The organism is Streptomyces sp. CB02366, from assembly GCF_001905905.1.
In the GTDB taxonomy this organism is placed as follows: Bacteria; Actinomycetota; Actinomycetes; order Streptomycetales; family Streptomycetaceae; genus Streptomyces.
In genome coordinates this window covers 317,424-341,828 of record NZ_LIVT01000001.1, presented here as the reverse complement: position 1 = coordinate 341,828, position 24,405 = coordinate 317,424, and the positions used below count along the sequence as shown (strand labels likewise).

Annotated in this window: 15 protein-coding genes; 11 read left to right on the top strand and 4 right to left on the bottom strand. The window is 74.3% G+C overall.

Features of this window, described 5'->3' with window-relative positions:
- Positions 1-70: 70 nt before the first annotated feature.
- Complete coding sequence (locus AMK24_RS01445; protein ID WP_073764121.1) at positions 71-2,974, bottom strand: lysylphosphatidylglycerol synthase domain-containing protein; 2,904 nt, start codon at positions 2,972-2,974, stop codon at positions 71-73.
- Positions 2,975-3,195: 221 nt separating this feature from the next.
- Here AMK24_RS01445 and AMK24_RS01440 point away from each other — a divergent pair, with 221 nt between their 5' ends.
- From AMK24_RS01440 to nudC, 5 genes are all read left to right on the top strand, one after another.
- Positions 3,196-3,636 carry an MGMT family protein gene (locus AMK24_RS01440; RefSeq protein WP_338012679.1) on the top strand — a complete coding sequence of 147 codons (441 nt, stop codon included), beginning with the start codon at positions 3,196-3,198 and terminating at the stop codon, positions 3,634-3,636.
- Between the two features lie 258 nt (positions 3,637-3,894).
- Entirely contained in the window at positions 3,895-7,641 is a 3,747-nt protein-coding gene (locus AMK24_RS01435) for an ATP-dependent helicase (RefSeq protein WP_073764119.1), read from the top strand.
- Positions 7,642-7,721: 80 nt separating this feature from the next.
- Positions 7,722-11,303, top strand: a complete 3,582-nt coding sequence (locus AMK24_RS01430; RefSeq protein WP_073764117.1) for an ATP-dependent DNA helicase — start codon at positions 7,722-7,724, stop codon at positions 11,301-11,303.
- A gap of 10 nt (positions 11,304-11,313) precedes the next feature.
- Positions 11,314-12,708, top strand: coding sequence for a dipeptidase (locus AMK24_RS01425; protein WP_073764115.1), 1,395 nt, complete (start codon positions 11,314-11,316; stop codon positions 12,706-12,708).
- A gap of 65 nt (positions 12,709-12,773) precedes the next feature.
- Positions 12,774-13,730 (top strand): NAD(+) diphosphatase, encoded by a 957-nt coding sequence (gene nudC / locus AMK24_RS01420; RefSeq protein ID WP_073764113.1) that lies wholly within the window; start codon positions 12,774-12,776, stop codon positions 13,728-13,730.
- Between the two features lie 141 nt (positions 13,731-13,871).
- On the opposite strand, the gene AMK24_RS01415 is transcribed toward nudC, so the two are convergent.
- Positions 13,872-14,126, bottom strand: a complete 255-nt coding sequence (locus AMK24_RS01415) for a glutaredoxin domain-containing protein (RefSeq protein WP_030113660.1) — start codon at positions 14,124-14,126, stop codon at positions 13,872-13,874.
- 420 nt (positions 14,127-14,546) lie between these two features.
- Here AMK24_RS01415 and AMK24_RS01410 point away from each other — a divergent pair, with 420 nt between their 5' ends.
- The 4 genes from AMK24_RS01410 (at position 14,547) to AMK24_RS01395 (ending at position 18,230) form a co-directional block, all read left to right on the top strand.
- Complete coding sequence (locus AMK24_RS01410; RefSeq protein ID WP_079190390.1) at positions 14,547-16,823, top strand: ATP-dependent DNA helicase UvrD2; 2,277 nt, start codon at positions 14,547-14,549, stop codon at positions 16,821-16,823.
- Positions 16,824-16,999: 176 nt separating this feature from the next.
- Positions 17,000-17,329, top strand: a complete 330-nt coding sequence (locus tag AMK24_RS01405; RefSeq protein WP_073764109.1) for a hypothetical protein — start codon at positions 17,000-17,002, stop codon at positions 17,327-17,329.
- Positions 17,330-17,505: 176 nt separating this feature from the next.
- Positions 17,506-17,874, top strand: coding sequence for a WhiB family transcriptional regulator (locus AMK24_RS01400; RefSeq protein WP_073764107.1), 369 nt, complete (start codon positions 17,506-17,508; stop codon positions 17,872-17,874).
- On the top strand, positions 17,871-18,230 hold the full coding sequence (locus tag AMK24_RS01395) for a hypothetical protein (protein ID WP_073764105.1): 360 nt from the start codon (positions 17,871-17,873) through the stop codon (positions 18,228-18,230). Before AMK24_RS01400 ends, AMK24_RS01395 begins: the two co-directional genes overlap by 4 nt.
- Before the next feature lie 630 nt (positions 18,231-18,860).
- On the opposite strand, the gene AMK24_RS01385 is transcribed toward AMK24_RS01395, so the two are convergent.
- Positions 18,861-20,279 (bottom strand): ABC1 kinase family protein, encoded by a 1,419-nt coding sequence (locus AMK24_RS01385; protein WP_073764100.1) that lies wholly within the window; start codon positions 20,277-20,279, stop codon positions 18,861-18,863.
- A 64-nt stretch (positions 20,280-20,343) separates the two neighbouring features.
- Positions 20,344-21,621, bottom strand: coding sequence for a ThiF family adenylyltransferase (locus AMK24_RS01380; RefSeq protein WP_073764098.1), 1,278 nt, complete (start codon positions 21,619-21,621; stop codon positions 20,344-20,346).
- Between the two features lie 318 nt (positions 21,622-21,939).
- On the opposite strand from AMK24_RS01380, the gene AMK24_RS01375 reads away from it, so the two are divergent.
- Both AMK24_RS01375 and AMK24_RS01370 read left to right on the top strand, forming a co-directional pair.
- Positions 21,940-22,557 (top strand): M48 metallopeptidase family protein, encoded by a 618-nt coding sequence (locus tag AMK24_RS01375; RefSeq protein WP_073764096.1) that lies wholly within the window; start codon positions 21,940-21,942, stop codon positions 22,555-22,557.
- A gap of 196 nt (positions 22,558-22,753) precedes the next feature.
- On the top strand, positions 22,754-24,400 hold the full coding sequence (locus AMK24_RS01370) for a TerD family protein (protein WP_073764094.1): 1,647 nt from the start codon (positions 22,754-22,756) through the stop codon (positions 24,398-24,400).
- Positions 24,401-24,405: the final 5 nt, after the last annotated feature.

Here is a 24,405-nt window from a genome sequence, read left to right as displayed (position 1 = left end):
GCAGGCGCGCGCCGGGCCGCACGCCTCCCCGGGGGCGGTACGGCCTACCGCCCCCGGCCCCCCGGCCGGCTCACAGCTCGCCCTTGCGGGTGAGCTGGTTGAAGGCGAGCCATCCCGGCAGCACCGGCAGCCACAGGGTCATCACGCGGTACAGCAGCACCGCGGGCGCCGCGACCTCCTTCGGCAGTCCGACCGCGATCAGTCCCAGCGTCAGCGCCCCCTCGACCGCGCCCATGCCGCCCGGCGTCGGGGCGGCCGAGCCGAGCGCGTTCCCGGCGAGGAAGACCACGGCGATGCTCGCGTAGCTCAGCTGGGGGACGTCCGGGCCGCTGAACGCCCGGATCGAGGCGTCCAGGCAGAGCACGAACAGGCCGGTGAGCAGCAGCATGCCGCCGATGCCGGTGAGCAGCTTCTGCGGCCGCTGCACCACGTCCAGCATGCGCGGCACGACCCCGGCGAACAGCGACCGCACCCGGGTCACCACGAACTTGCGCAGGAACGGGATCGCCGTCACCACCAGCACCAGCACCGCGACCGTGAGCAGACCGGCGATGACCGTACGGGACGGGGTCAGCGAGTCCGGGGTCTTCTCCGTCCCGGTGAGGTAGCCGAACAGCGCCAGCAGCAGGATGTGGGCGCCGAGCCCGAACAACTGCGAGGCCCCGACGCTGGCCACCGCGAGCCCGGGGCGCACCCCGGCGCGCTGGAGGAAGCGGGTGTTCAGCGCCACGCCCCCGACCGCGGCGGGCGCCACGATCTTCACGAACGAGCCGGCCACCTGCGCCTGCACCGTCTTCAGGAACGACACCCGTTCCGGCACGAAGCCCAGCAGGCTCATCGCCGCCGCCACGTAGCTGAGGGCGGAGAAGCCGAGGGCGGCCGCCACCCAGCCCCACTCGGCCTGCTCCACCACCGTCCCGAAGTCGGCCTGGGTGACCTGCGAGATCAGGAAGTACGCGGCGATGGCCCCCGCGATGAAGCTGAACAGGGTGCGCGGCTTGATCCGCTCCAGGCGGACCGGCTCGACCGGGGCCTGCGGGCGGATCAGCAGCACCTGACGGCGGATCTGGGCGAGCAGGTCCTCCTCGCGGGCCTCGTCCAGCGCCTCGTCGATGGCGCGCTTCTCGGCCTGCTTCTCGTTCCGCAGCGTCTTGCGCTCGGCTTTCACGTCGGCCTTGGACACCGCCCTGGGCCCGGTGCCGGCGCCCGCGTCCTGCCCGGAGCCCCGTTCCGCGTGCGCCTCGGCGGTGGCTTCCGCCGCGTCCCGCGCCTTGGCCTGCTTCGCGGCCCGGGACGCCTCCAGCACCGCTTCCCGCTCGCGCTCCGAACGCTCGCGGGCGATCCGGCGCAGCGTCGCCCGGGTGGAGCGGCTCAGCGCGATCGGCTGGAGGAGCGGGAGGCAGTCCGCCACCGCGTCGGGCCCGAGCACGGCGAGCGCCCCGGCGACCGAGCGCTCGGCGCCCACCCGCAGTCCCAGCGTCGTCAGCAGCTGGGCCACGTCCATCCGCAGCACCAGATCCCCGGCGGCGATCTCGCCGCCGCGCAGATCCGTCACGAACGCCCTGCCGGAACGGTCCACCAGGATGGCGTCGCCGGTCAGCCTGCGGTGCGCGATCCGGCGCGACTGGAGGGCCTTCACCTGACGCCAGGCGCTGCGCACCAGATCGTCGGTGATCTCCTCGTCCTCCATCTGGTCCAGCGACCGGCCGCCGATGTGCTCGTACACCAGCATCACCGCGTCCGGGCCCAGCTCGGAGGTGGCGATCAGCTTGGGGGCGTTCGCCCCGGCGGCGATCGCCGCGTACGCGAGCAGGGCCTCCTGCTCCAGCGCCTGGCGCAGCGACTGGATGGAGCGCCGCTGGGTGAGCGTGCGCAGCGTGATCCGCCGCCAGGCCCGGTAGAAGAACCCCTGCGCCTGCTGTTCCCGGTCGACGACGGTGACGTCCAGCGGCGGCCCGTCCTCCAGCGTGACCAGGTAGCGCCGCCCGCGGTCGCCCTGGTCGACGTTGTCCTTGTCCGGCACGTCCTCGGCGCGCATCGCCGCGACCGGGCGGAAGCCCACGTGCCGCAGCCCCGCCATCAGGTGCTGGCCGGTGGGCCGGACGTTCGGCGAGCCGACCGCGTACAGCGTGCCGTACGCCACCGTCCAGCCGATCAGCACGGTGAGGATGATCGAGAACGGGGTGGTGTACCCGCCGACCAGCATCGCGAACGCGTCGAGCAGCAGGACCACCCACAGCACCACGCGCCAGCGCGGCCGGCGGGCCATCCCGACCGCCGTCATGTACGCGATGACCGGTGCGAGATAGCCGTGCACCGGGTCGGTCATTCCGCCGGCCAACGCCTTCTGGGTCAGCGCGTCCTGGATGGAGTCGGCCGCCGACCGGGAGACCCAGAGGTCGGTGGCGAGCGTCACGCCGTGGGCGAGCACGGCGGCGAGCACACCGTCCGCGATGCGCAGTCCGTCGCGTTTGACGAGCCGTTCGATGGCGAAGGCGACCGGCACCAGCAGCACGGCGATGCTCGACACCAGACCGGCGATCTTGATCAGCACGTCGGGCGCCTGCTCGGTGCCCTTGGAGATGTCGTCCTCGAGACCGGTGGTGGTGCCCTGGGCGAACGCGGCGATCGTGAACAGCACCGCGATCGCGAGCACCCCGATGAGCAGCCGCATCAGGTCGGAGGGGCGGTGCACCCGGGCGGGGAGCAGGGGCTCGTCCCCGGAGACGCGGTCGGACAGCGCGGCGTCGGCCGAGGCGAGCGTCGAGCCCACCAGCCGCCCGGTGGTGGACGCGGTGGGGCCGTCCGCACGGGGGGACCAGGGGGGCGGGGGACCGGCGGAGCGGGAAGACCCGGAGGGCAGGGGGTCGTCGGCCACGGGAGACCCGGAGGCCACGGGCGGCCCGGGGGGCTCGGAAGCGCCCTGCGGGCGCTCCCCGGCATCGGAGGCGTCCGCCGCCTTCGGTGGCTGCACGCCCTGCTCCTTCGTCGCCTCTGGTTCGTCTTCGTGTTCTGGTATCACCGGTCACCGCCCGCACGATGGTGGCACGCCCCGTCGCCGGAGGGGGGCATCAGGGTGCGTCGCACGCGCGCGGGATGCGCAACATACGCTGCTTTGCCCGCGCGCGCACCCTGTGCGCCGGGACGCGCACGGTGTCGGCCGGACTGTCGGTGGCGTACGGCAGGATGGGGCGGATGAGCCAGGACCAGACGGACGGGAGCGGCCCCGGCGCCGCCCCGGGCGACGCCGCGACGCCCGCCTACGCGGAGCTGCCCGCCTACGCGGAGCGCGTCCTCGACGTGGCCGATCTCATCCCGCCCGGCCGGGTGATGACGTACGGCGACGTGGCGGAGTGGCTGGGCGAGGGCGGCCCGCGCCAGGTGGGCCGGGCCATGGCGCTGTACGGTTCGGCCGTGCCGTGGTGGCGCGTCGTCCGCGCCGACGGGACGCTGCTCCCCGCCCACGAGCTGCGGGCGCTGGAGCACTACCGTGCCGAGGGCACCCCGCTCCGCGAGGCGTCGCGCCACGCCGAGGGGCACGTCCCGCGGCTCGACATGCGGCGCGCCCGCTGGGACGGAAGCGGCGCGGGACCGGGTCGAGGGCCCGGCGGCGGGGGCGAGGAAGCTCACACCTGACGGCTTCGGCGGGCGGGCCCCGGCGGTCGCGGCCCGCATCGGCGCGGAATCCGGCAGGGGACCGGGCGACGGGCCCGGGGGCCGGGGGGAGGGAGGACGTGACGAGAGACGCAGGACGGCTGCCGCTTCCCGCGCCTCCGCTGGCGTAGCGTCGTCATGGCGTGGCATGCTCCGCCCCCTTCCTCGTCCTCGGCCGACCCGAACCTTCTGCTCATCACCAGTACACCCGCGTCACACCCACCAGGACCGGCGATCCACGTGAGTTCCTCCCCCACCCGGCAGAGTCCGCCCCGTACGTCACGGCCGCGGACCACGGGCGCGTACCGTCTGGTGCGCACACCGCCGGGTTCCGTGGAACCCCCCCTCCTGGACGCAGCCCAACGCGCGGTGGTTGATCACGCCGACGGCCCGCTGCTGGTCCTCGCCGGTCCCGGCACCGGCAAGACCACCACCCTCGTCGAATCCGTCGCGGCCCGGGTGGACCGGGGCGGCGACCCCGCCCGCATCCTCGTCCTCACCTTCAGCCGCAAGGCCGCCGTCGAACTGCGCGACCGGATGGCCGCCCGGCTGGGGGCGGCCCGCGGTCCGCAGGCCACCACGTTCCACTCGTACTGCTACGCCCTGGTCCGGGCCCACCAGGAGGCCGACCTCTTCGCGAATCCGCTGCGGCTGCTCTCCGGGCCCGAGCAGGACGTCACCGTCCGCGAACTGCTCGCGGGCCAGCTCGACCTGGAGAAGGAGGGGCTGGCCCACGTCCGCTGGCCGGACGAGCTGCGCGCCTGCCTGACCACCCGCGGCTTCGCGGACGAGGTGCGCGCCGTGTTGGCGCGCAGCCGTGAACTGGGGCTCGGCCCGGACGCGCTGGCCGCCTTCGCCCGCCGCACCGGCCGCCCGGACTGGACGGCGGCGGCCCAGTTCCTCGCCGAGTACCTCGACGTCCTGGACGCCCAGGGGGTCCTGGACTACGCCGAGCTGGTGCACCGCGCGGTCCTGCTCGCCGAGCGCCCCGAGGTGGCGGCGGAGCTGGCCGACCGCTACGACGCGGTGTACGTGGACGAGTACCAGGACACCGACCCCGCCCAGGTGCGCCTGCTGCACGCGCTGGCGGGCAACCGGGGGCGTGGAAGGGGCGCGCCCGCCGTGGACCGGGGGCGCGAGGGCGTGCCGGCCGCAGGCCGGGGGAGCGCGGAGGACACGGCGGACGGAGACCGGGGGAGCGAAGGGGGTACGCCGGCCGGAGGCCGGGGGCGCGGCGGGGGCGTGTGCGGTGGGCGGACGCTGATCGCCTTCGGCGACCCCGACCAGTCGATCTACACCTTCCGGGGGGCCGACGTGAACGGCATCCTCGACTTCCCGGACGCTTTCCGGCGGGCGGACGGGGCCCCCGCCCCCGTGGGCGTCCTCACCACCGCGCGCCGCTCCGGGGCCGGGCTGCTCGCCGCGACCCGGCTGCTCACCCGCCGGATGCCGTTGACCCGGCTGCCCGCCGACACGGTCCGCGCCCACCGTGAACCGGTCGCGGTCCGGGAGGGCGGCCGGGTCGAGACGTACACCTATCCGACCGCCTCCACGGAGCTGGAGAACATCGCGGACCTGTTGCGCCGCGCCCACCTGGAGGAGGGGGTGCCCTGGCAGGAGATGGCCGTACTGGTAAGGGCCGGAGGCCGCTCGCTGCCCGCCGTCCGCCGCGCCCTCGTCTCCGCCGGGGTCCCGCTGGAGGTCGACGGCGACGACGTGGCGCTGCGCCACGAACCGGCCGTCGCCCCGCTGTTGACGGCGCTGCGGGCGGTGGCCGAGGCGGCCCTGCACACCGCCCGCGCCGAGACGCCGGGCCCGGGGAAGCCGTACGGTCCGGAACAGGGTGAGGCCGCCGGGCCGGGACCGGCCGACCCCGCAGGACCGGCCCCGGAGGCGGAAGCCGCCGAACCGGCCCGCGAAGCGGAACGGGAAGCAGAACGGGAAGACGGGACGGCGGTGGAGGCCGGACCGGAAGGCGGGACGGAGCCGGAGGCCGAACGGGAAGACCGGACGGCGCCGGAGACCGAGGGAACGGGACCGGGAACCGCGGAGGCGGCTCCCGGGGCCGATGGGGCGGGGCAGGACGACGATCGAGGCCGGTCCGCCGCCCTTTCCTGGCTCGACACCGAGACCGCCCTCACCCTCCTCACCTCCCCGCTCGGCTCCATGGACGCCGCCGACCTGCGCCGCCTCGGCCGGGCGCTGCGCGACGAGGAGCGCGCCGCCGGAGTCCGGGTTCCCGCCCCCTCCGACGTCCTGCTGGCCCGCGCCCTGGCCGAGCCCGAACGCCTCGTCACCCACGACCCGGCGTACGCCCGCGGAGCGCAACGCCTCGGCACGCTCCTGCGCAAGGCCCGCGAACTCCTCGAAGGCGGCGGCACCGCCGAGGAGGCGCTGTGGACCCTGTGGAACGGCACCCCCTGGCCCGGCCGGCTGGAGCGGGCCGCGCTGCGCGGCGGCGCGGGCGGGCGCAACGCCGACCGCGACCTCGACGCGGTGTGCGCCCTGTTCGACACGGCCGCCCGCGCCGAGGAGCGCACCGGGGGGCGCGGGGCCCTCAACTTCCTGGAGGAGGTCGACGCCCAGGACATCGCCGCCGACACCCTCTCCCGGCGGACCGCCCGCCCCGACGCCGTACGCCTGATGACCGCCCACCGCTCCAAGGGCCTGGAGTGGCGGCTCGTCGTCGTCGCCGGGGTGCAGGAAGGCGTCTGGCCCGACCTGCGCCGCCGGGGCTCCCTCCTGGAGGCGGACCGGATCGGCCGCGACGGCCTCGCCGAACCCCTCACCCCCGGCGCCCTCCTCGCCGAGGAGCGCCGCCTCTTCTACGTCGCCGCCACCCGCGCCCGCGACCGCCTGGTCGTCACCGCCGTGAAGGCCCCCGCCGACGACGGCGACCAGCCCTCCCGCTTCCTCACCGAGCTGGGCGTCGAACCCCGCGACGTCACCGGCCGCCCGCGCCGCCCCCTCGCGGTCGCCGCGCTCGTCGCGGAGCTGCGCGCCACCACCGTCGACCCGGGCGCCTCCGACGCGCTGCGCGAGGCCGCCGCCCGGCGCCTGGCCCGGCTCGCCGCGCTCACCGACGACGAGGGGCAGCCCCTGGTCCCCGCCGCCCACCCGTACCGCTGGTGGGGCCTGGAGGAACCGACCCGGTCCGCCGTCCCGCTGCGCGACCGCGACCAGCCCGTCACCCTCTCCGGCAGCGCCCTGGACCAGCTCGCCAACACCTGCGCCCTCCAGTGGTTCCTGGGCCGCGAGGTGAAGGCCGACGCCCCGGCCACCGCCGCTCAGGGGTTCGGCAACGTCGTCCACGTCCTCGCCGACGAGGTCGCGTCCGGCCGGACCCCCGCCGACCTGGACGTCCTCATGGAGCGCCTGGAGTCCGTCTGGAACGGCCTCGTCTTCGACGCCCCCTGGAAGTCCGAACAGGAGAAGGACCAGGCCCGCGCCGCCCTGGAGCGCTTCCTGCACTGGCACGTCCTGGACCGGGGCGGCCGGACGCCCGCCGCGAGCGAGCACGACTTCGACGTGACCCTGGAGGCGGGCGAGTACGCCGTCCGCATCCGGGGCTCGATGGACCGGGTCGAGCAGGACGCCGAAGGCCGGGCGTACGTCGTCGACTTCAAGACCGGCAAGGGCGCTCCCACCAAGGACGAGGTCGCCGCCCACCCCCAGCTCGCCGTCTACCAGCTCGCCGTCCGCGAGGGCGCCGTCGACGAGGTCTTCGACGGCCGGCGCCCCGAACCCGGCGGCGCCGAACTGGTCCAGCTCCGCCAGCCGGCCCCCAAGAAGGAGGGCGGCGAGGCCTTCCCCAAGGTCCAGGCCCAGGAACCGCTGTCCGGGGAATGGGTCTCCGGCCTGCTCGCCACCGCCGCCGGGAAGGTCCTGGACGAACGGTTCACGCCCACCGCCGGCGCCCACTGCGCCCACTGCGCCTTCCGCGCCTCGTGCAGCGCGCAGCCGGAGGGCCGGCAGGTGGTGGAGTAGCGCCGGCTGCCGCGCCCGCCCCGCCCCCGGAGCGCGGACGCCGGTCCGGGATGTCGGCGGGCCCGGCTACCGTTGTCCGGGTGTCCCCGCGCCTCACCGATCCCGAGCAGCTCAAGGAGCTCCTCGGGATCCCCTTCACCCCTGAGCAGACGGCCTGCATCACCGCGCCGCCCGCCCCGCAGGTGATCGTGGCCGGAGCCGGGTCAGGCAAGACCACGGTGATGGCCGCCCGCGTGGTCTGGCTGGTGGGCACCGGGCAGGTCGCCCCCGAGCAGGTCCTCGGCCTCACCTTCACCAACAAGGCCGCGGGCGAGCTGGCCGAACGCGTCCGCAGGGCGCTGATCGCGGCCGGCGTCACCGATCCCGACGTCATCGACCCGGACAACCCCCCGGGCGAACCCACCATCTCCACGTACCACGCCTTCGCCGGCCGCCTCCTCACCGAGTACGGCCTGCGCATCGGCCTGGAGCCGTCCACCCGCCTGCTGGCCGACGCCACCCGCTACCAGCTGGCGGCCAAGGTGCTGCGCACGGCCCCCGGCCCGTACCCGGCGCTCACCCGGTCCTTCCCCACCCTGGTCAGCGACCTCCTGGCGCTCGACGCGGAGCTGTCCGAACACCTCGTACGCCCCGGGGCCCTGCACACGTACGACACCGAGCTGCTGCGCGCCCTGGAGAACGCGAAGCTCAGCAACGCCGACCTGCGCAAGATCCCCGAGACCGCCGAGGCCCGCCGCTCCCTCCTCGCCCTCACCGAGCGCTACCGGGCCGCCAAACGCGCCCGCGACCTCCTGGACTTCGGCGACCAGATCGCCCTCTCCGCCGAGCTGGCGCTGACCCGGCCCGAGGTCGGGGCGATTCTGCGGGACGAGTTCCGCGTGGTCCTCCTCGACGAGTACCAGGACACCTCGGTCGCCCAGCGGCTGCTGCTCTCGGCGCTGTTCGGCAGCGGTACGGAGCCGGGGGCGGCCGGGCCCGCCGGCCACGCGGTGACCGCCGTGGGCGACCCCTGCCAGGCGATCTACGGCTGGCGCGGCGCGTCCGTCGCCAACCTCGACGACTTCCCCGAGCACTTCCCGCACGCCGACGGCGCCCCCGCCACCCGCTACAGCCTCAGCGAGAACCGGCGCAGCGGCGGACGCCTCCTCCAGCTCGCCAACGGCCTCGCCGAACCGCTGCGCGCGATGCACGAGGGCGTCGAGGCGCTGCGCCCCGCGCCCGGCGCCGAGCGCGACGGCCTCGTCCGCTGCGCCCTGCTGACCACCCACACCGAGGAGATCGACTGGCTCGCGGACTCCCTCGCCCACCTGGTGCGCACCGGCACCCCGCCCGGTGAGATCGCCGTGCTGTGCCGCACCGCCGGGGACTTCCCCGAGATCCAGGCGGCTCTGGTCGCCCGGGACGTCCCGGTCGAGGTCGTCGGCCTCGCCGGGCTGCTGCACCTGCCCGAGGTCGCGGACCTGGTCGCCGTCTGCGAGGTCCTCCAGGACCCCGGGGCCAACGCCTCCCTGGTCCGCCTCCTCACCGGGCCCCGCTGGCGCATCGGCCCCCGCGACCTCGCCCTCCTCGGCCGCCGCGCCCGCCTCCTGGTGCACCGGTCCGGCCGGACGGACGACGCCGACGCGGACCAGCGGCTCGCGGACGCGGTCGAGGGGACGGACCCGGCCGAGGTGATATCGCTCGCGGACGCCCTGGACACGTTCCTGACCGCGGGGGAGGCCGCCGACGACGGACTGCCGTTCTCCGCCGAGGCCCGGGTCCGCTTCGCCCGCCTCGCCCGGGAGTTGCGCGACCTGCGCCGCTCGCTCGCCGACCCCCTGATGGACGTCCTGCACCGGGTCCTGGCCACCACCGGCCTGGAGGTCGAACTGTCCGCCTCCCCGCAGGCGCTGGCCGCCCGCCGCCGCGAGACCCTCGCCAACTTCCTGGACATCGCCGCCCGGTTCGCCGCCCTGGACGGGGAGGCGTCGCTGCTCGCCTTCCTCGGCTTCCTGCGGACCGCCGCGCAGTACGAGAAGGGCCTCGACAACGCGCTGCCCGGCGGCGAGAACACCGTCAAGGTGCTCACCGCCCACAAGTCCAAGGGGCTGGAGTGGGACGTCGTCGCCGTGCCCGGGCTGGTCGCCGGCCAGTTCCCCAGCGGCCAGTCCCGGGACGCCTGGACCGCCCAGGCCAAGGTGCTCCCGCACGCCCTGCGCGGCGACGCGGCGACGCTCCCGGCCCTGGACGCCTACGACGCCGGGGGGATCAAGGCGTTCAAGGCGGAGATGAAGGAGCACCAGCACACGGAGGAGTTGCGCCTCGGCTACGTCGCCTTCACCCGCCCCCGCTCGCTGCTCCTCGGCTCCGGCCACTGGTGGGGCCCCTCCCAGAAGCGGACGCGCGGCCCGTCCGCCTTCCTGGAGGCGCTGTACGAGCACTGCGCGGCGGGGTACGGCGAGATCGAGGCATGGGCGGACCAGCCCGCCGAGGACGAGGAGAACCCGGCCCTGGCGGAGCGCGACGCCGACCTCGCCTGGCCGCTCCCGCTCGACGCCGACGCCCTCGCCCGCCGCCGCGCAGCCCGCGACACGGTCCTGGCCCACCTGGAGCGGATGGCCGTCCAGGGGGAGGAGCCGCCGCCGGGGGACGGCCCCGGCGGGCCGCCGTACGGACCCGGGTCCGGCGACGAGCCGATGGACGAGGCCGGCCCGCCGCCCGACGAGGAGGCGTTCGGCGGCGTACCGCCCGAGGAGTACGAGGCGTACGAGGGGGACGAAGCGGGCTGGGACTGGGAGGCGCTCCCCACCGAGCGGCCCCCGGGCGTGCCGGAGGCCGCCCCGGCCCCTCCCGGCCGCCCGGAAACGGCCTCGGGCCCCGAAACGGCCTTGGGCCGCGAACGCCGCCCGGCCCCACCGGAGCCGCCCCCCGCCCTCCGCATCCCCGCCGCCCGGCACCCGCAGGAGGAGCCCGCCGACCGGCTCACCCCCGAGGAGGCGCGCACCCTCGCCTCCTGGGACCGGGACCTGGAGTCCCTGGCCGGAGAGCTGCGCCGGGGCCGCGCCACCGTGCGCGAGGTCGTCGTCCCCGCCTCCCTCTCCGCCACCCAGCTGCTGCGGCTGGCCGAGGACCCCGACGCCTTCGCCCGGGAACTGGCCCGGCCGATGCCCCGCCCGCCGCAGCCCGCCGCCCGCCGGGGCACCCGGTTCCACGCCTGGGTGGAGTCCCGGTACGAGGAGCTGCCCCTGCCCATGCTCGGCCCCGACGAGCTGCCCGGAGGCGACGGGAGCGACGCGGAGATCGCCGACGAACGCGACCTCGCCGAGCTGAAGGAGGCGTTCGAGCGCACGGCGTACGCCCGCCGCACGCCGTACCGGGTGGAGACCCCGTTCCAGATCACCCTGGCGGGCCGCGTGATCCGGGGCCGGATCGACGCCGTCTACCGCACGGGCGACCGCTACGAGATCGTCGACTGGAAGACCACCCGGCACCGCACCGCCGACCCGCTCCAGCTCGCCGTCTACCGGCTGGCCTGGGCCGAACTGCACGACCTGCCGCTGGACGCGGTCACCGCCACCTTCCTCTACGTACGCACCGGGGAGACCGTGCAGCCGCGCGGGCTGCCCGGCCGGGCCGAGCTGGAGCGCATCCTGCTGGACGAGCCGGCCCCCGAGGACGGTTAGGCTCAGGAGCATGAGCGAGACCCCGGACAGCGCCGTCCGCACGTACACCGAACAGCACCGCGCGGCCTTCCTCGGCGACCTCGCGGAGTGGCTGCGCATCCCGTCGGTCTCCGCGCAGCCGGAGCACGCCGAGGACGTACGGCGCAGCGCCGAGTGGCTGAGCGCCAAGCTCCAGGAGACCGGCTTCCCGGTCACCGAGATCTGGGAGACGCCCGGCGCCCCGGCGGTCTTCGCCGAGTGGCCCAGTGAGGACCCCGGCGCCCCGACCGTCCTGGTCTACGGCCACCACGACGTGCAGCCCGCCGCCCGCGAGGACGGCTGGGCGACCGAACCGTTCGAGCCGGTGGTCCGCGACGGCCGGATGTACGGACGCGGCGCGGCCGACGACAAGGGCCAGGTCTTCTTCCACACGCTCGGGGTCCGCGCCCACCTCGCGGCGACCGGCCGCACCGCCCCCGCCGTCACCCTCAAACTGCTGATCGAGGGCGAGGAGGAGTCGGGCTCCCCGCACTTCCGCGCCCTGGCCGAGCAGCACGCGGACCGGCTCGCCGCCGACGCGGTGATCGTCTCCGACACCGGCATGTGGGACGAGGACACCCCGACCGTCTGCACCGGCATGCGCGGTCTCGCGGAGTGCGAGATCCAGCTGTTCGGACCGGCCCAGGACATCCACTCCGGATCGTTCGGCGGAGCCGTCCCCAACCCCGCCACCGAGATCGCCCGGCTGGTCGCCGCCCTCCACCACGAGGACGGCCGCGTCGCGATCCCGGGCTTCTACGACGGGGTCACCGACCTCACCGCCACCGAACGGGCCCTCTTCGCCGAGCTGCCCTTCGACGAGGCGACCTGGCTGCGCACCGCCAAGTCGGGCGCCGCGTCCGGCGAGGCCGGATACTCCACGCTGGAGCGCGTCTGGGCCCGTCCCACCGCCGAGGTCAACGGCATCGGCGGCGGCTACCAGGGCGCCGGGAGCAAGACGATCATCCCCTCCTCCGCCCTGGTGAAGATCAGCTTCCGGCTGGTCGACGGCCAGGACCCCGACCGCGTCCAGGAGGCGGTCACCGCCTGGGTCGCCTCCCGCGTCCCGGCGGGCGTCCGGCACACCATCGCCTTCCAGCCCGCCACCCGCCCCTGCCTGACCCCGCTGGACCACCCCGCCCTCCAGGCCGTGGCCCGCGCGATGGGCCGCGCCTTCGGCCGGAAGGTCCTCTTCACCCGCGAAGGAGGCTCGGGCCCCGCCGCCGACCTCCGGGACGTGCTCGGCGCCCCCGTCCTCTTCCTCGGCATCTCCGTGCCCTCCGACGGCTGGCACGCCCCCGACGAGAAGGTCGAGCTGGACCTCCTGCTCAAGGGCGTGGAGACGACCGCGTACCTCTGGGGCGAGCTGGCCGCCGCACTGAGCTGAGTCCTCCGCACACCCTCCACGTATCTGTGCACACCCGATCCACCCAGGGGGAGTAGGAAGCACCTGTGAGCACCTTCGACAACGCCACCGCAGACCGCCCGATCGGCCTCACCGCGCCGAGCGGCATCGACCGCGCGGCCCACCACCGCCTCGACGAGGCGTGGCTGTCCGTGGCGTGGAGCCACCCGACGACCCGCGTCTTCGTCGTCTCCGGCGGCCAGGTGCTGATCGACGACACCCCCGACGGGGGCACCGAGATCGTCATGACCCCGGCCTTCGAGGCCCCGGTCACCGAGACCCACCGGTACTTCCTCGGCACCGACGAGACGGGCGTCAGCTACTTCGCCCTCCAGAAGGACGCGCTGCCCGGCCGCATGGACCAGTCGGCCCGGCCGGCCGGACTGCGCGAGGCGGGCCTCCTGCTCGGCCCCCGCGACGCGGGGCTCATGGTGCACGCCGTCGCCCTGGAGAACTGGCAGCGCCTGCACCGCTTCTGCTCCCGCTGCGGCGAGCGCACGGTCATCGCGGCGGCCGGTCACATCCGCCGCTGCCCGGCGTGCGGGGCCGAGCACTACCCCCGTACCGACCCGGCGGTCATCATGCTGGTCACCGACGACCGGGACCGGGCCCTGCTGGGCCGCCAGGTGCACTGGCCGGAGGGACGCTTCTCCACGCTCGCCGGGTTCGTCGAGCCGGGGGAGTCGATCGAGCAGTCCGTGGCCCGGGAGGTCTACGAGGAGGCGGGGATCACGGTCGGCGAGGTGGAGTACATCGCCAGCCAGCCGTGGCCGTTCCCCTCCAGTCTGATGCTCGGCTTCATGGCGCGGGCGACCTCCTTCGACATCCAGGTCGACGGCGAGGAGATCGAGGAGGCCCGCTGGTTCTCCCGCGAGGACCTGACCGCCGCCTTCGAGTCCGGCGAGGTCATGCCCCCGTTCGGCATCTCGATCGCGGCGCGCCTGATCGAGCTCTGGTACGGCAAGCCGCTCCCGAGGCCCGGCAGTGTGAAGCGCACCGGCTGACCGCGGCGCTCCCGGCGTGGAGGCGGTCCCCTGGGCGTGAGCACGCCCCCGCCGCCGAGTGGGCGCCGGCGGCGGGCCCCGGCCCCGGACGCACGACTGCCCCCGGCGGTGCCGGGGGCAGAAGGTCGCGGGGCGGGTGGATCAGGCGGCGAGCGCCTGCTTCACCTGGGCCAGCGACGGGTTCGTCATGACCGACTCGGTGCCCGAGGGGGACACGATCAGCAGCGTCGGAACCGTCTGGTTTCCGCCATTCGCCTTCTCGACGAAAGCGGCCGACTCGGGGTCGTGCTCGATGTTGACCTCGTTGTACGCGATGCCCTCGCGGTCCATCTGGCTCTTCAGCCGACGGCAGTAGCCGCACCAAGTGGTGCTGTACATCGTCACAGTGCCCGCCATGTCGCTGGCGCTCCTTCGTCTCGTCCGTACCGCTGCGCGGCCGGCAGCGTCACTTGCGGTGCGGCGGCCGTCCGCGGCCGTCCCGCACGGTTAGGAACGTACGGGACGAGGCTCCCATTCCCCCAACGGGAGCAGCGGCCCCCGCGCACGGATTCCGGCCGCCCGCCGACCTCCACGCGCGGAAGCCGCACCCCCTCCCGCCCCGGGCCCCCAGCACCGGGCTCCCCGCCCCGGGCCCTCCCGCGCCGGGCCTGCGGCGGGCCCGCGGCGGGCCCCCTCCCGGCCTCTCCCGCGCCGGGCCCCGTATCGGCCTCGCGCAGACGGCACAGGCCCCTCCGTACGGCCGCCCCCCTTCTCCCGTACGGGCCCGTCCCTCCCCTGCGTCTCGTCCCTCCCGTACGGTCCGTCCCGGTACGACGAATGCCTCACCCCTGTGGACAACCGCCGCGTCCACCCCCGGGGACCTGGCAGCATGGCGGGGTGACAGCAGCAACGCACTCCACCCTCTTCCCGCAGGTTCCCGAGACTCCGGACGCCGTGCTCGACGGGCTCGACCCCGAGCAGCGCGAGGTGGCCCTGGCCCTGCACGGACCGGTGTGCGTGCTGGCCGGAGCCGGCACGGGCAAGACCCGCGCGATCACCCACCGCATCGCCTACGGGGTGCGCGCCGGCATCCTCCAGCCGGCCACCGTGCTCGCCGTCACCTTCACCAACCGGGCCGCCGGAGAGATGCGGGGCCGGCTCCGCCAACTCGGCGCGACCGGCGTCCAGGCGCGGACCTTCCACTCCGCCGCCCTCCGGCAGCTCCAGTATTTCTGGCCGAAAGCAGTCGGTGGCGAGCTGCCCCGGCTGCTGGAGCGGAAGGTGCAGCTGGTCTCCGAGTCGGCCGCCCGCTGCCAGATCCGGCTCGACCGCAACGAGCTGCGGGACGCCACCAGCGAGATCGAGTGGGCCAAGGTCACCCAGACCGTCCCGGCGGACTATCCGGCGGCCGTCGCCAAGGCCCAGCGGGACGCGCCCCGCGACCCGGCGGAGCTCGCCCAGATCTACTCCATGTACGAGCAGCTCAAGCGCGACCGTTCGGTGATCGACTTCGAGGACGTGCTGCTGCTCCTGGTCGGCATCCTCCAGGACCGGGCCGACATCGCGGAGCACGTGCGGGGCCAGTACCAGCACTTCGTCGTCGACGAGTACCAGGACGTGAGCCCGCTCCAGCAGCGGCTGCTCGACCTCTGGGTCGGCGACCGGGACGACCTCTGCGTCGTCGGCGACGCCAGCCAGACGATCTACTCCTTCACCGGGGCCACCCCCGACCACCTGCTGAACTTCCGCACCCGCCACCCCGGGGCGACCGTCGTCAAGCTGGTCCGCGACTACCGCTCCACCCCCCAGGTCGTCCACCTGGCCAACGGCCTGCTGAGCCAGGCCAGCGGCCGGGCCGCCGACCACCGCCTGGAGCTGGTCTCCCAGCGCGACAAGGGCCCCGAGCCGGTCTACACGGAGTACGGGGACGAGCCCACCGAGGCCGAGTCCACCGCCCGGCGCATCCGCGACCTCATCGCCGCGGGCGTCCCGGCCGGAGAGATCGCCGTGCTCTACCGCGTCAACTCGCAGTCCGAGGTCTACGAGCAGGCCCTCGCCGACGCGGGAGTGCCCTACCAGTTGCGGGGCGCCGAGCGGTTCTTCGAGCGGGCCGAGGTCCGCGAGGCGGGCACCGCCCTGCGCGGCGCGGCCCGCGCCGGGCGCAACGACTCCCTGCTCGACGGGGCGGAGGACCTGGCCTCCCAGGTGCGGGCGGTGCTTTCCACCAAGGGCTGGACCACCCGGCCGCCCGCCGGGTCGGGGGCAGTGCGCGACCGCTGGGAGTCGCTGGCCGCGCTGGTCCGCCTGGCGGAGGACTTCGAGGCGGCCAGGCCGGGGGCGACGCTGACCGATCTGGTCCGGGAGCTGGACGAACGGGCGGCCGCCCAGCACGCGCCCACCGTGCAGGGCGTCACGCTGGCCTCCCTGCACGCGGCCAAGGGTCTGGAGTGGGACGCCGTCTTCCTCGTCGGCCTCACCGAAGGCATGATGCCGATCGCCTATGCCAAGACCGACGAACAGGTCGAGGAGGAGCGCCGCCTGTTGTACGTGGGGATCACGCGCGCCCGCGTCCACCTCTCGCTCTCCTGGGCACTGTCCCGGTCGCCGGGCGGCCGGGCGAGCCGTCGCCCCACCCGCTTCCTGAACGGGCTGCGGCCGGGCTCGGCGGCCTCGGGCGTACGGGGCGGGACCGGCGGCGGCGGAGGCATCGACCGGGGCGCCGGCCGGGCCGCGGCGAACCGGGCCCCGGCCGTCGAGCGCAAGCCCAGGAGCCCGGTGCGCTGCCGGGTCTGCGGCCGGACGCTCACCGACGCGGGCGAGATGAAGCTGATGCGCTGCGAGGACTGCCCCTCGGACATGGACGAGGCGCTGTACGAGCGGCTGCACGACTGGCGCGCCGCCCAGGCGGCCCTGCTCGGCCAGCCCGACTACTGCGTGTTCACGGAGAAGACGCTCATGGCGATCGCCGAGACCGTTCCCTCCACCGAGGGCGAACTCGTCGTCATCGCCGGCGTCGGCAACCGGAAACTGCGCCGTTTCGGCACCGACGTTCTGGCTATCTGCGCAGGTGAGACGGTTCGCGACGAGTCCGATGGGGCCACCGAGGAGACCTGAGCAAAACTCGTCCAGAAAATAGTTTGCGCCCGCACCAGTCGTCACCATAGGTTCTTAACCACGGAAACAGCGGCTTCTCTGAAGCGCTGGCTCCGTGCTGTACTCAGCTGTACTCATCCGAATACGCAGGATCGGCCCCGGCCGGTCCCCCTAGACGCCGAGAGGAGGCGATTGAAGTGATCAGCATCATCGGAACCCAGAAAATGACCGATCTCTCGGTCGTCTCCGCCTGCCCGCTCGGCCTCACCCGCTCCTCGGTTGCCTCGCTCCACGTCACCGGTCTGTCCGGCGCCTCCGCCGTTCGTCCGCTGGCCCCCGCGAGCCTCCCCGTGACGCGGGAGCGTAATGAGCGACCGATCCAGGCACCGGCGGCAGCAGAAGCGAAGGCAGCGCAGGCTCAGGCCTATGCCTTTGCGGCAGCCGGTGCCGGATTCACGAAGCAGACGCAGCAGCACCACACCATGTGGGCCTTCCGTGGGCCTGAACCCTGGAGCGATCCAGCCTGATCCAGCATCAGGCCGGCGCCTTCAGGGCCGCGGAACCCCACTCGGGATCCGCGGCCCTTTTGTTTTGTCCGAACGGACGGGACGGAACGAAGGAGCCTCGGGACAAGCAGGACCTGGTACCAGCAGCCGCCAACCGGCCAACAGGCCGGCACGACCAGACGAGGACACCACCCACCGTGCCCATCGAGACGCACGCCCCGTCAGTACCGCTCACCACCCCGATCTCGCCGCCCGGCTCCACGGAGGACTCCACCTTGACCCCGCTCACCACGCTCACCGCGCTCGACGACGCCATCGAGAACCTCGGCGTGCCCGTCCCCTGCCGCTCCTACGACCCGGAGGTCTTCTTCGCCGAGTCGCCCGCCGACGTCGAGTACGCCAAGTCCCTCTGCCGCACCTGCCCGCTCGTCGAGGCCTGCCTCGCCGGAGCGAAGGACCGCCGCGAGCCGTGGGGCGTCTGGGGCGGAGAGCTCTTCGTCCAGGGCGTCGTCGTCGCCCGCAAGCGGCCCCGCGGCCGTCCGCGCAAGAACCCGGTCGCAGCGTGACCGCGACCTGTGGGGCCCCCGCCCCCACACGCCGGTTGCGGATCGGAACGATCGACCACCCCCACACCCATGACCCTCGGAATCAGGCACCAATGAGCACCCCCACGAAGGAGCCCGTCGGCTCCGCCACCCCCGACGTCACCATCATCGGCGCGAACGACTCGCGTCAGAACAGGACCCGCGAAATGCAACTCATCCCCGAAGCCCTGGCCCGTGCTCATATGCACGAGCGCCTGCGGGAGGCCCAGGACGACCGCCAGTCGGCCCGCCTGGTCGCCGCCCGCCGGATGCAGCGCCGTGCGGAGCGCGCCTCGTTGCGCGCCCGCCGCGCGCTGGCCATGGCGGTCATGCACTGACCGTCCAACCGACACCCCACGGCGGGGCCGCCCGGACACGGGCGGCCCCGCCGTGCGTGGGGGCCCCGGCCGCCCCACCGCGGGGCTATCGTCCAAGGGTGGACGAGGAGCCCGATACTCCCGAACGAGCCGATCCCCCCGAACGACCCGCCCCCTCCGAACGAGCCGATACCCCCGGCCGCCCCGGCACCTCTGAGCGGCTCGGCAGGTCCGTTCAGCCCGGCCCCCTCGAACCGCTGGCCGGGGGAAGCGTGAGGTGCGCCCGCTGCGGCACCACCGCCGAAGGCGAAACGGCCCCGCCCACCTGGCTCTGCTCGGTGGAGGACGGGTGCCGCCTCCACTTCTGCGGGGAGTGCGCGCGGCTTCACATCCGCGCGATCGAAAGCCGCCTCGACTCCCTCTGGTGGTGACCGCCGCCCCGGCCCGCGACCTGAACCGCCCGGCACGGGCCACTGTGCCGAGATCGCCCGGTCGGCTGCCGAAGGTCACTCACGCCTCGAGGATCCCCGCCCCGGGGCCCTGATGTTCGGGGGCCTCACGCCCCGGGCTCCCCTACGCTCCGGGACCGCCCGCGCCCCGGAACTCCTCTCCTTCCGCAGCCTCCTCCCGCGGCTCCCCTCCCGCAGTCGCCTACGTCTCGACGACATCTCCCTGCGGCTCGGGGGCGCCCTCCTTCTCTGCGCACTCCGCGTACTCCGCTTCCAGATCCGCCTCCTCCAGGAGGAACCCCGGCAGCCATGCTTCGAGCTCGTCGCGCATCCGAACCGTCGCGCCGAGCTGGCACAGCACCCCGATCGTGCTCAGCGTCACCCGGTGTATCAGGACGTAGGACGGAGGAAGGTTCAGCTGCCTGCCGAGCTGGTGGGCGGGGGAGCGCGGATCGGCTATCCGGGCCGCCTGCTCACGGAGCCAGCCCCGGCTGAAGGTGAACTCCTCCACCTGCGTGGGCTCGATGATCGGGAGCAGGTAGTCGAGCACCGCGTCCGGATCCAGGTCGATCGACTCCTTCACGAAGCCCTCTTCGCGCAGCAGCCGGTACACCCCTGCCGCGTCGCCCTCCAGGGTCAGCCGCAAGGAGTCGCCGATATTCCGCGGCAGTCCGCCCGGAAGCCGGTCGACCGTGCCGAAGTCCAGCACCCCCAGCCGCCACGCACCGACCGGATCGCCCTCCTTCGCCGGTAGCAGCCGGAAGTTGCCCGGGTGCGGATCGGCGTGGAGCAGACCGGTGCGCGCCGGGCCGGAGAACAGGAAGCGGGCGAGCAACTGACCGGCACGGTCCCGCTGCTCCTCCGTCCCCTCCGCGACGACCTCGGAGAGGGGGATCCCGTCGATCCACTCCGTCACCAGCACCTGGTCGGACTGGTGCACCACCTGGGGGATCAGCACATCCGGGTCGTCCGCGAACTCCGCCGCGTGCTCCCGCTGGGCCTGCGCCTCCAGTGCGTAGTCCAGCTCCTCCGAGACCCGCTCGCGGAGCTCCTTGATCAGTGGCTTGATGTCCATTCCCGGGACCAGCGGTCCGAGCAGCCGGGCGAAACGGCTGAGCTGGGCGAGGTCGGAGAGCAGAGCCTCGCCCGCTCCCGGGTACTGCACCTTCACAGCGACCTGGCGGCCGTCGTGCCACACCGCCCGGTGCACCTGCCCGATCGAGGCGGCCGCTGCCGGCGCGTCCTCGAACTCCAGGAAGCAGTCCCGCCAGTCCTCACCGATCCGTTCGGCGAGCACCCCGTGGACCGTCCGGGCGGGCAGCGGTGGCGCTGCCTCCTGGAGCTTGGTCAAGGCGGCCCGATAGGGACCGGCGACCTCCTCGGGCAGGGCCGATTCGAAGACCGACAGGGCCTGGCCCAGCTTCATGGCCCCGCCCTTCAGCTCGCCCAGCGTCTTGAACAGCTGGTCCGCCGTGCGCTGCTGCACCTCCCGGGCGACCAGCTCGGCCGACTTCCCGCCGATGCGCTTTCCCAGGCCCCAGGTAGCACGGCCGGCGAAGCCGAGCGGAAGCGCGGCCAGCTTGGCCGTGCGCGTTACCGCCTTCCGGGGAAGATCAGACATGTGCCCCTCCAGTTCCCAGACTGCCGTGCCGCTCCGGCCTCCGGTGTCACTCCGTCGACGGCGGTCACCCCGCCATTGTGTCCTGCGCCCCTGCACCGGTGGCGGCCCGATCCCGCCCAACCTCTCCGGCCGCCCCGCAGGAGCAGTCCGCGTGCGGGCCGATCGGCTCGGACCGCCAGTCCAGGAGCGGCAGAGCGGCTTCCCAGCGGGCCCCGGTGGTAGCGGGGAGGTCCCCGTCCAGAAACGCCAGGGCATGCGCCGCTGCCAGCCCGGCGACCGCCGTAGCGAGCGCCAGATCGCACGCGGGCACCGCCCCCCGCCGCCCGGACCGCCACTGCGCCAGCATGCGGGGCCACTGCGGATCCCGGTCCGCGCGGTGCAGCTCCAGGCACCCCGCGCAACCGGTGCCCCCGGGCAGCACGAGCGGGCCGACCACCCCGGTGGCCTCGATCACTCCCGCGTACAGATGAGGAGTGCCCGACGCGATCCAGGGTCCGGCCGTGTCCGCGGCGGGCGCGTACACCGCCAGACCGTCGCGGGGCGCGACGACGATCAGGGAGAGGGCGGGCTCCCCGGCACCGGTGGCGGGGCCGGCCCCCACCTCGGTCCGTGCCCCCGGCACGCCCGCCCCCGGCGCGCCCGGCGCCCACATTCCCGACGCGCCCGCTCCTGAGGCCCCCGTCCCCGACGTGCCGGCCCCCGCTTTCCCGGGCCCTTCGGCCTCGCCCGCCCTCCGCCGAGGCCCGGGCCCGGGCGCCGAACGGCGGACGAGCCGGCGGGCCGCCACATCGCGCCGCTCCCCCACGGCCGCCGGGGGGAGGCCCCCGGGCGCCACGTCCCACAGCTCGGTCCGGCCCCCGTCGAGTACTTCGACCCGCCCCACCCCCGCACCGGACAGCACGGAGGCGATGGACGCCCCGACCCGGCCGGCTCCCCGCACCTGGACCCGCGTCTCCCGCCGGGCCGCCATCCGGCGCAGCCCACCGCCCGGCTCGGGTCGTACGACCGACAGCGACGCCACGTCGGGGCGCTGTCGGTCCATCACTTCGGCCCGTCGGCGCAGCACATCGGCTTCCGGTCCCGCGGCTCTCGGATCGTCGAGGAGCCCGGCCTCCGCCAACCTGCTGAGCAATACCTCGACATGACGTTCCGACAAGTCCAGGGCGCGTGCCTCCTCGCGCAGCAACGGCAGACCGCGTGTGCCGTCGAGCAGTTCCAGGAAGCTTCCCGTGGCGAGGTCCACCGGGCCCAGCGCCACGGCATGCGCGGGTGTCACACCGAACTGAACGGTGTTCCGTCCACGCCAGGCGCGCCGGAGTGCGGGCTTCAGCATCGGATACATGACTTCTCCCCCGGTGGTGTCATGGGCACGGGCGCGCCCGCCGACCTGGTGGTCCGGACGGATTTCCGCAGGACCACCGCCAGCATGCGGGCCCGCGCCGAACCGTGCCCGGAGTTGTCCACAGGGGCGGTCTGCTCATCGTGCAATCAGCGGATCGCCGCGTTCCGGCCGCGCAGCGTACGGCCCCGGCCCGGCCGCGCAGCGCACGACCCCGGCCCGGTCCCGCCGCAGGCCGCCTCGGAAGGGCTCTGCCGTGGATCGCCGCAGAACCGTTCCCGGGACAGGACTTCTTCCGTGCACAGCGGGTAACGTCGTGACGTGCCTGCCGACCCCTTGCCCGGCCTCGCCGGGGAGAGCCCCGCGCGCGGCGCCGGAAGCTCTCCGCGCCGCGCGGAGAGCCGCCCGGCCCGCGCCGCCGCGGCGAGCGCTGTCGAGGTCCGCAGGAGCACCCGGCGCAGGAAATCGGTCTCCGCCTACCGGGAGGGCGACCGCACGATCGTGCTGATCCCCGCCCGGATGTCGCAGGCGGAGGAGCGGCGCTGGGTGGGCGTGATGCTGGACAAGCTGGCCGCTCAGGAGAGCCGGCGCGTCCCGGGCGACACCGAGCTCTCGGAGCGTGCCGCGCGGCTGTCCGCCCAGTATTTCGACGGCCGTGCCAGGCCTCTGTCGGTGCGCTGGGTGACCAACCAGAACTCCCGCTGGGGCTCGTGCACCCCCGCCGAGGGCAGCATCAGGCTCTCGCACCGGTTGCAGGGGATGCCGGAGTACGTCGTCGACTACGTGCTCCTCCACGAGCTGGCGCATCTGCTCGTTCCCGGGCACGGCCCCGATTTCTGGCGGCTGCTGGAGGCGTATCCCCGCACCGAGCGCGCCCGGGGGTATCTGGAAGGCGTGGCGGCGGCCGGTCAGCTGCCCCAGCTGCCCGCCGCCCGTTAGGGCCCGTCGTCCCACCGCCGCCTGCCGGGCGACGCCTGTCACGCCCGATCGCGGCGGTGGCCGGGCCCCAGGAGCGACCGGTTCCGTTCCGTGCGCCGATTCTGTACCGGGTGTGTACCGGCTTGGCTCGTTGTCGTCGTTTGCGGTTAGCCTGACGCGACGCATTTACCTTCGGGATGGGGGACGGTCGTTACGCATGGCCAGGGAATTCCAACGCGGCCACAAGGCCAAGATCAGTGACCTCACGCCAGGGACGGATCTGTACGTGGGCGTGCAGATCGCGGCCCCGGGGCTGACCTTCGACATCAGCTGCTTCGGCCTCGACGCCGACGAGCAGCTTTCCGACGACCGGTATTTCATCTTCTTCAACCAGCCGAAATCGCCCGAGGAATCCATCCAGCTGCTCGGCGCGCAGTCGGGCGACACCGAGTCCTTCCGCGTCACGCTCGACCGCATTCCGGCGGCCATCCACAAGCTCTCCTTCACCGCGACGCTCGACGGCGCGGGGCAGATGTCCCAGATCGGCCCGGGGTACATCCGGATCGTGGCGGGCGGTGAGGAGGTGGTGCGGTACTCCTTCACCGGATCGGAGTTCACCACCGAGCGCGCGGTGATGCTCGGCGACTTCTACCTGAAGGACGTCTGGCGTTTCGCCGCCGTCGGCCAGGGTTTCGACGGCGGTCTCGAAGCGCTCCTGAAGAACTTCGGCGGCGAGGTCGCCGAGGAGGAGGCCCCGCCCGCGGCGGCCCCCGCCGCCCCGGGTTTCGCCCCGCCGGCCCAGGCTGCCGCGCCCCCCGCCTTCGGCGCCCCGGCCGCCCCTCAGCCCCCTCCCGCCTTCGGGGCCCCGCCGGTTCCCCAGGCCCCGCAGCCCGCCCCGTCCTTCGGTGCCCCGGGCGCTCCCATCCCGCCGCCCGCCCCGCAGCACCCCGTACACGCGGCCCCCACGATGGCGGCCCCCCTGGCCCCTCAGCCTCCGCAGTCGCCCATGGCTCCGCAGGCTCCGTCCCCGTACGGCCAGCCCCAGCCACCGCAATTCGGCCAGGCCCCGGGGCAGGGCACCCCGCCCGCCCCGCCCTTCGGCCAGCAGGCGCCCGCGCCCTTCGGCCGGCCCGCCCCGTCCCCGTACGGCCAGCAGCCCCCGGGCGCGCCGCACGGCGTTCCCCAGGGTGTGCCGACCGGGGGCGCCGGGCTCCAGGCGGCGCTGCAGCCGTACAAGGAGACCGCGACCGGGCAGCGCTGGACCCCGCAGAACCAGCAGCTCATGCGGGTCGATCTGACCATGGGCGGAGCCGGGGTCCTGGCCCGCCAGGGCAGCATGGTGATGTACCAGGGCAAGGTGGACTTCGGTTACAAGGGCGCCGGTTTCGTCGGCCGGGCCGTGGGGAACGCCACCGGCCAGGAGATGCAGCTGATGCGCTGTACCGGCCGCGGCCAGGTCTTCCTCGCCGAGGAGGGTTCGCAACTGCACCCGATCGAACTGCAGGGCGACGCCATCTGCGTCTCCGCCGAGAACGTCCTCGCCTTCGACGAATCCCTCCAGTACGAGGTCCGCCGGGTCGAGGGACACGGCATCCCCGGTGGCGCACTGTTCACCATGCAGTTCCACGGCACCGGCACGGTGGTCGTGAAGACGCACGGCACGCCGGTCGTCCTGCCGGTCACGCCCACCACGTTCGCCGACTGCAACGCCGTCGTCGCCTGGTCTGCCGCCTCCCAGGTGATCGTCTCCAGCCAGGTCCGGCTGCGCCGCAACGCGTACCCCGGACACAGCGGGGAGACCGTGAACCTCCAGTTCCGGGGAGCCCCCGGCAACTTCATCGTCGTCCAGCCCTACGAGGTCTGAGGGAG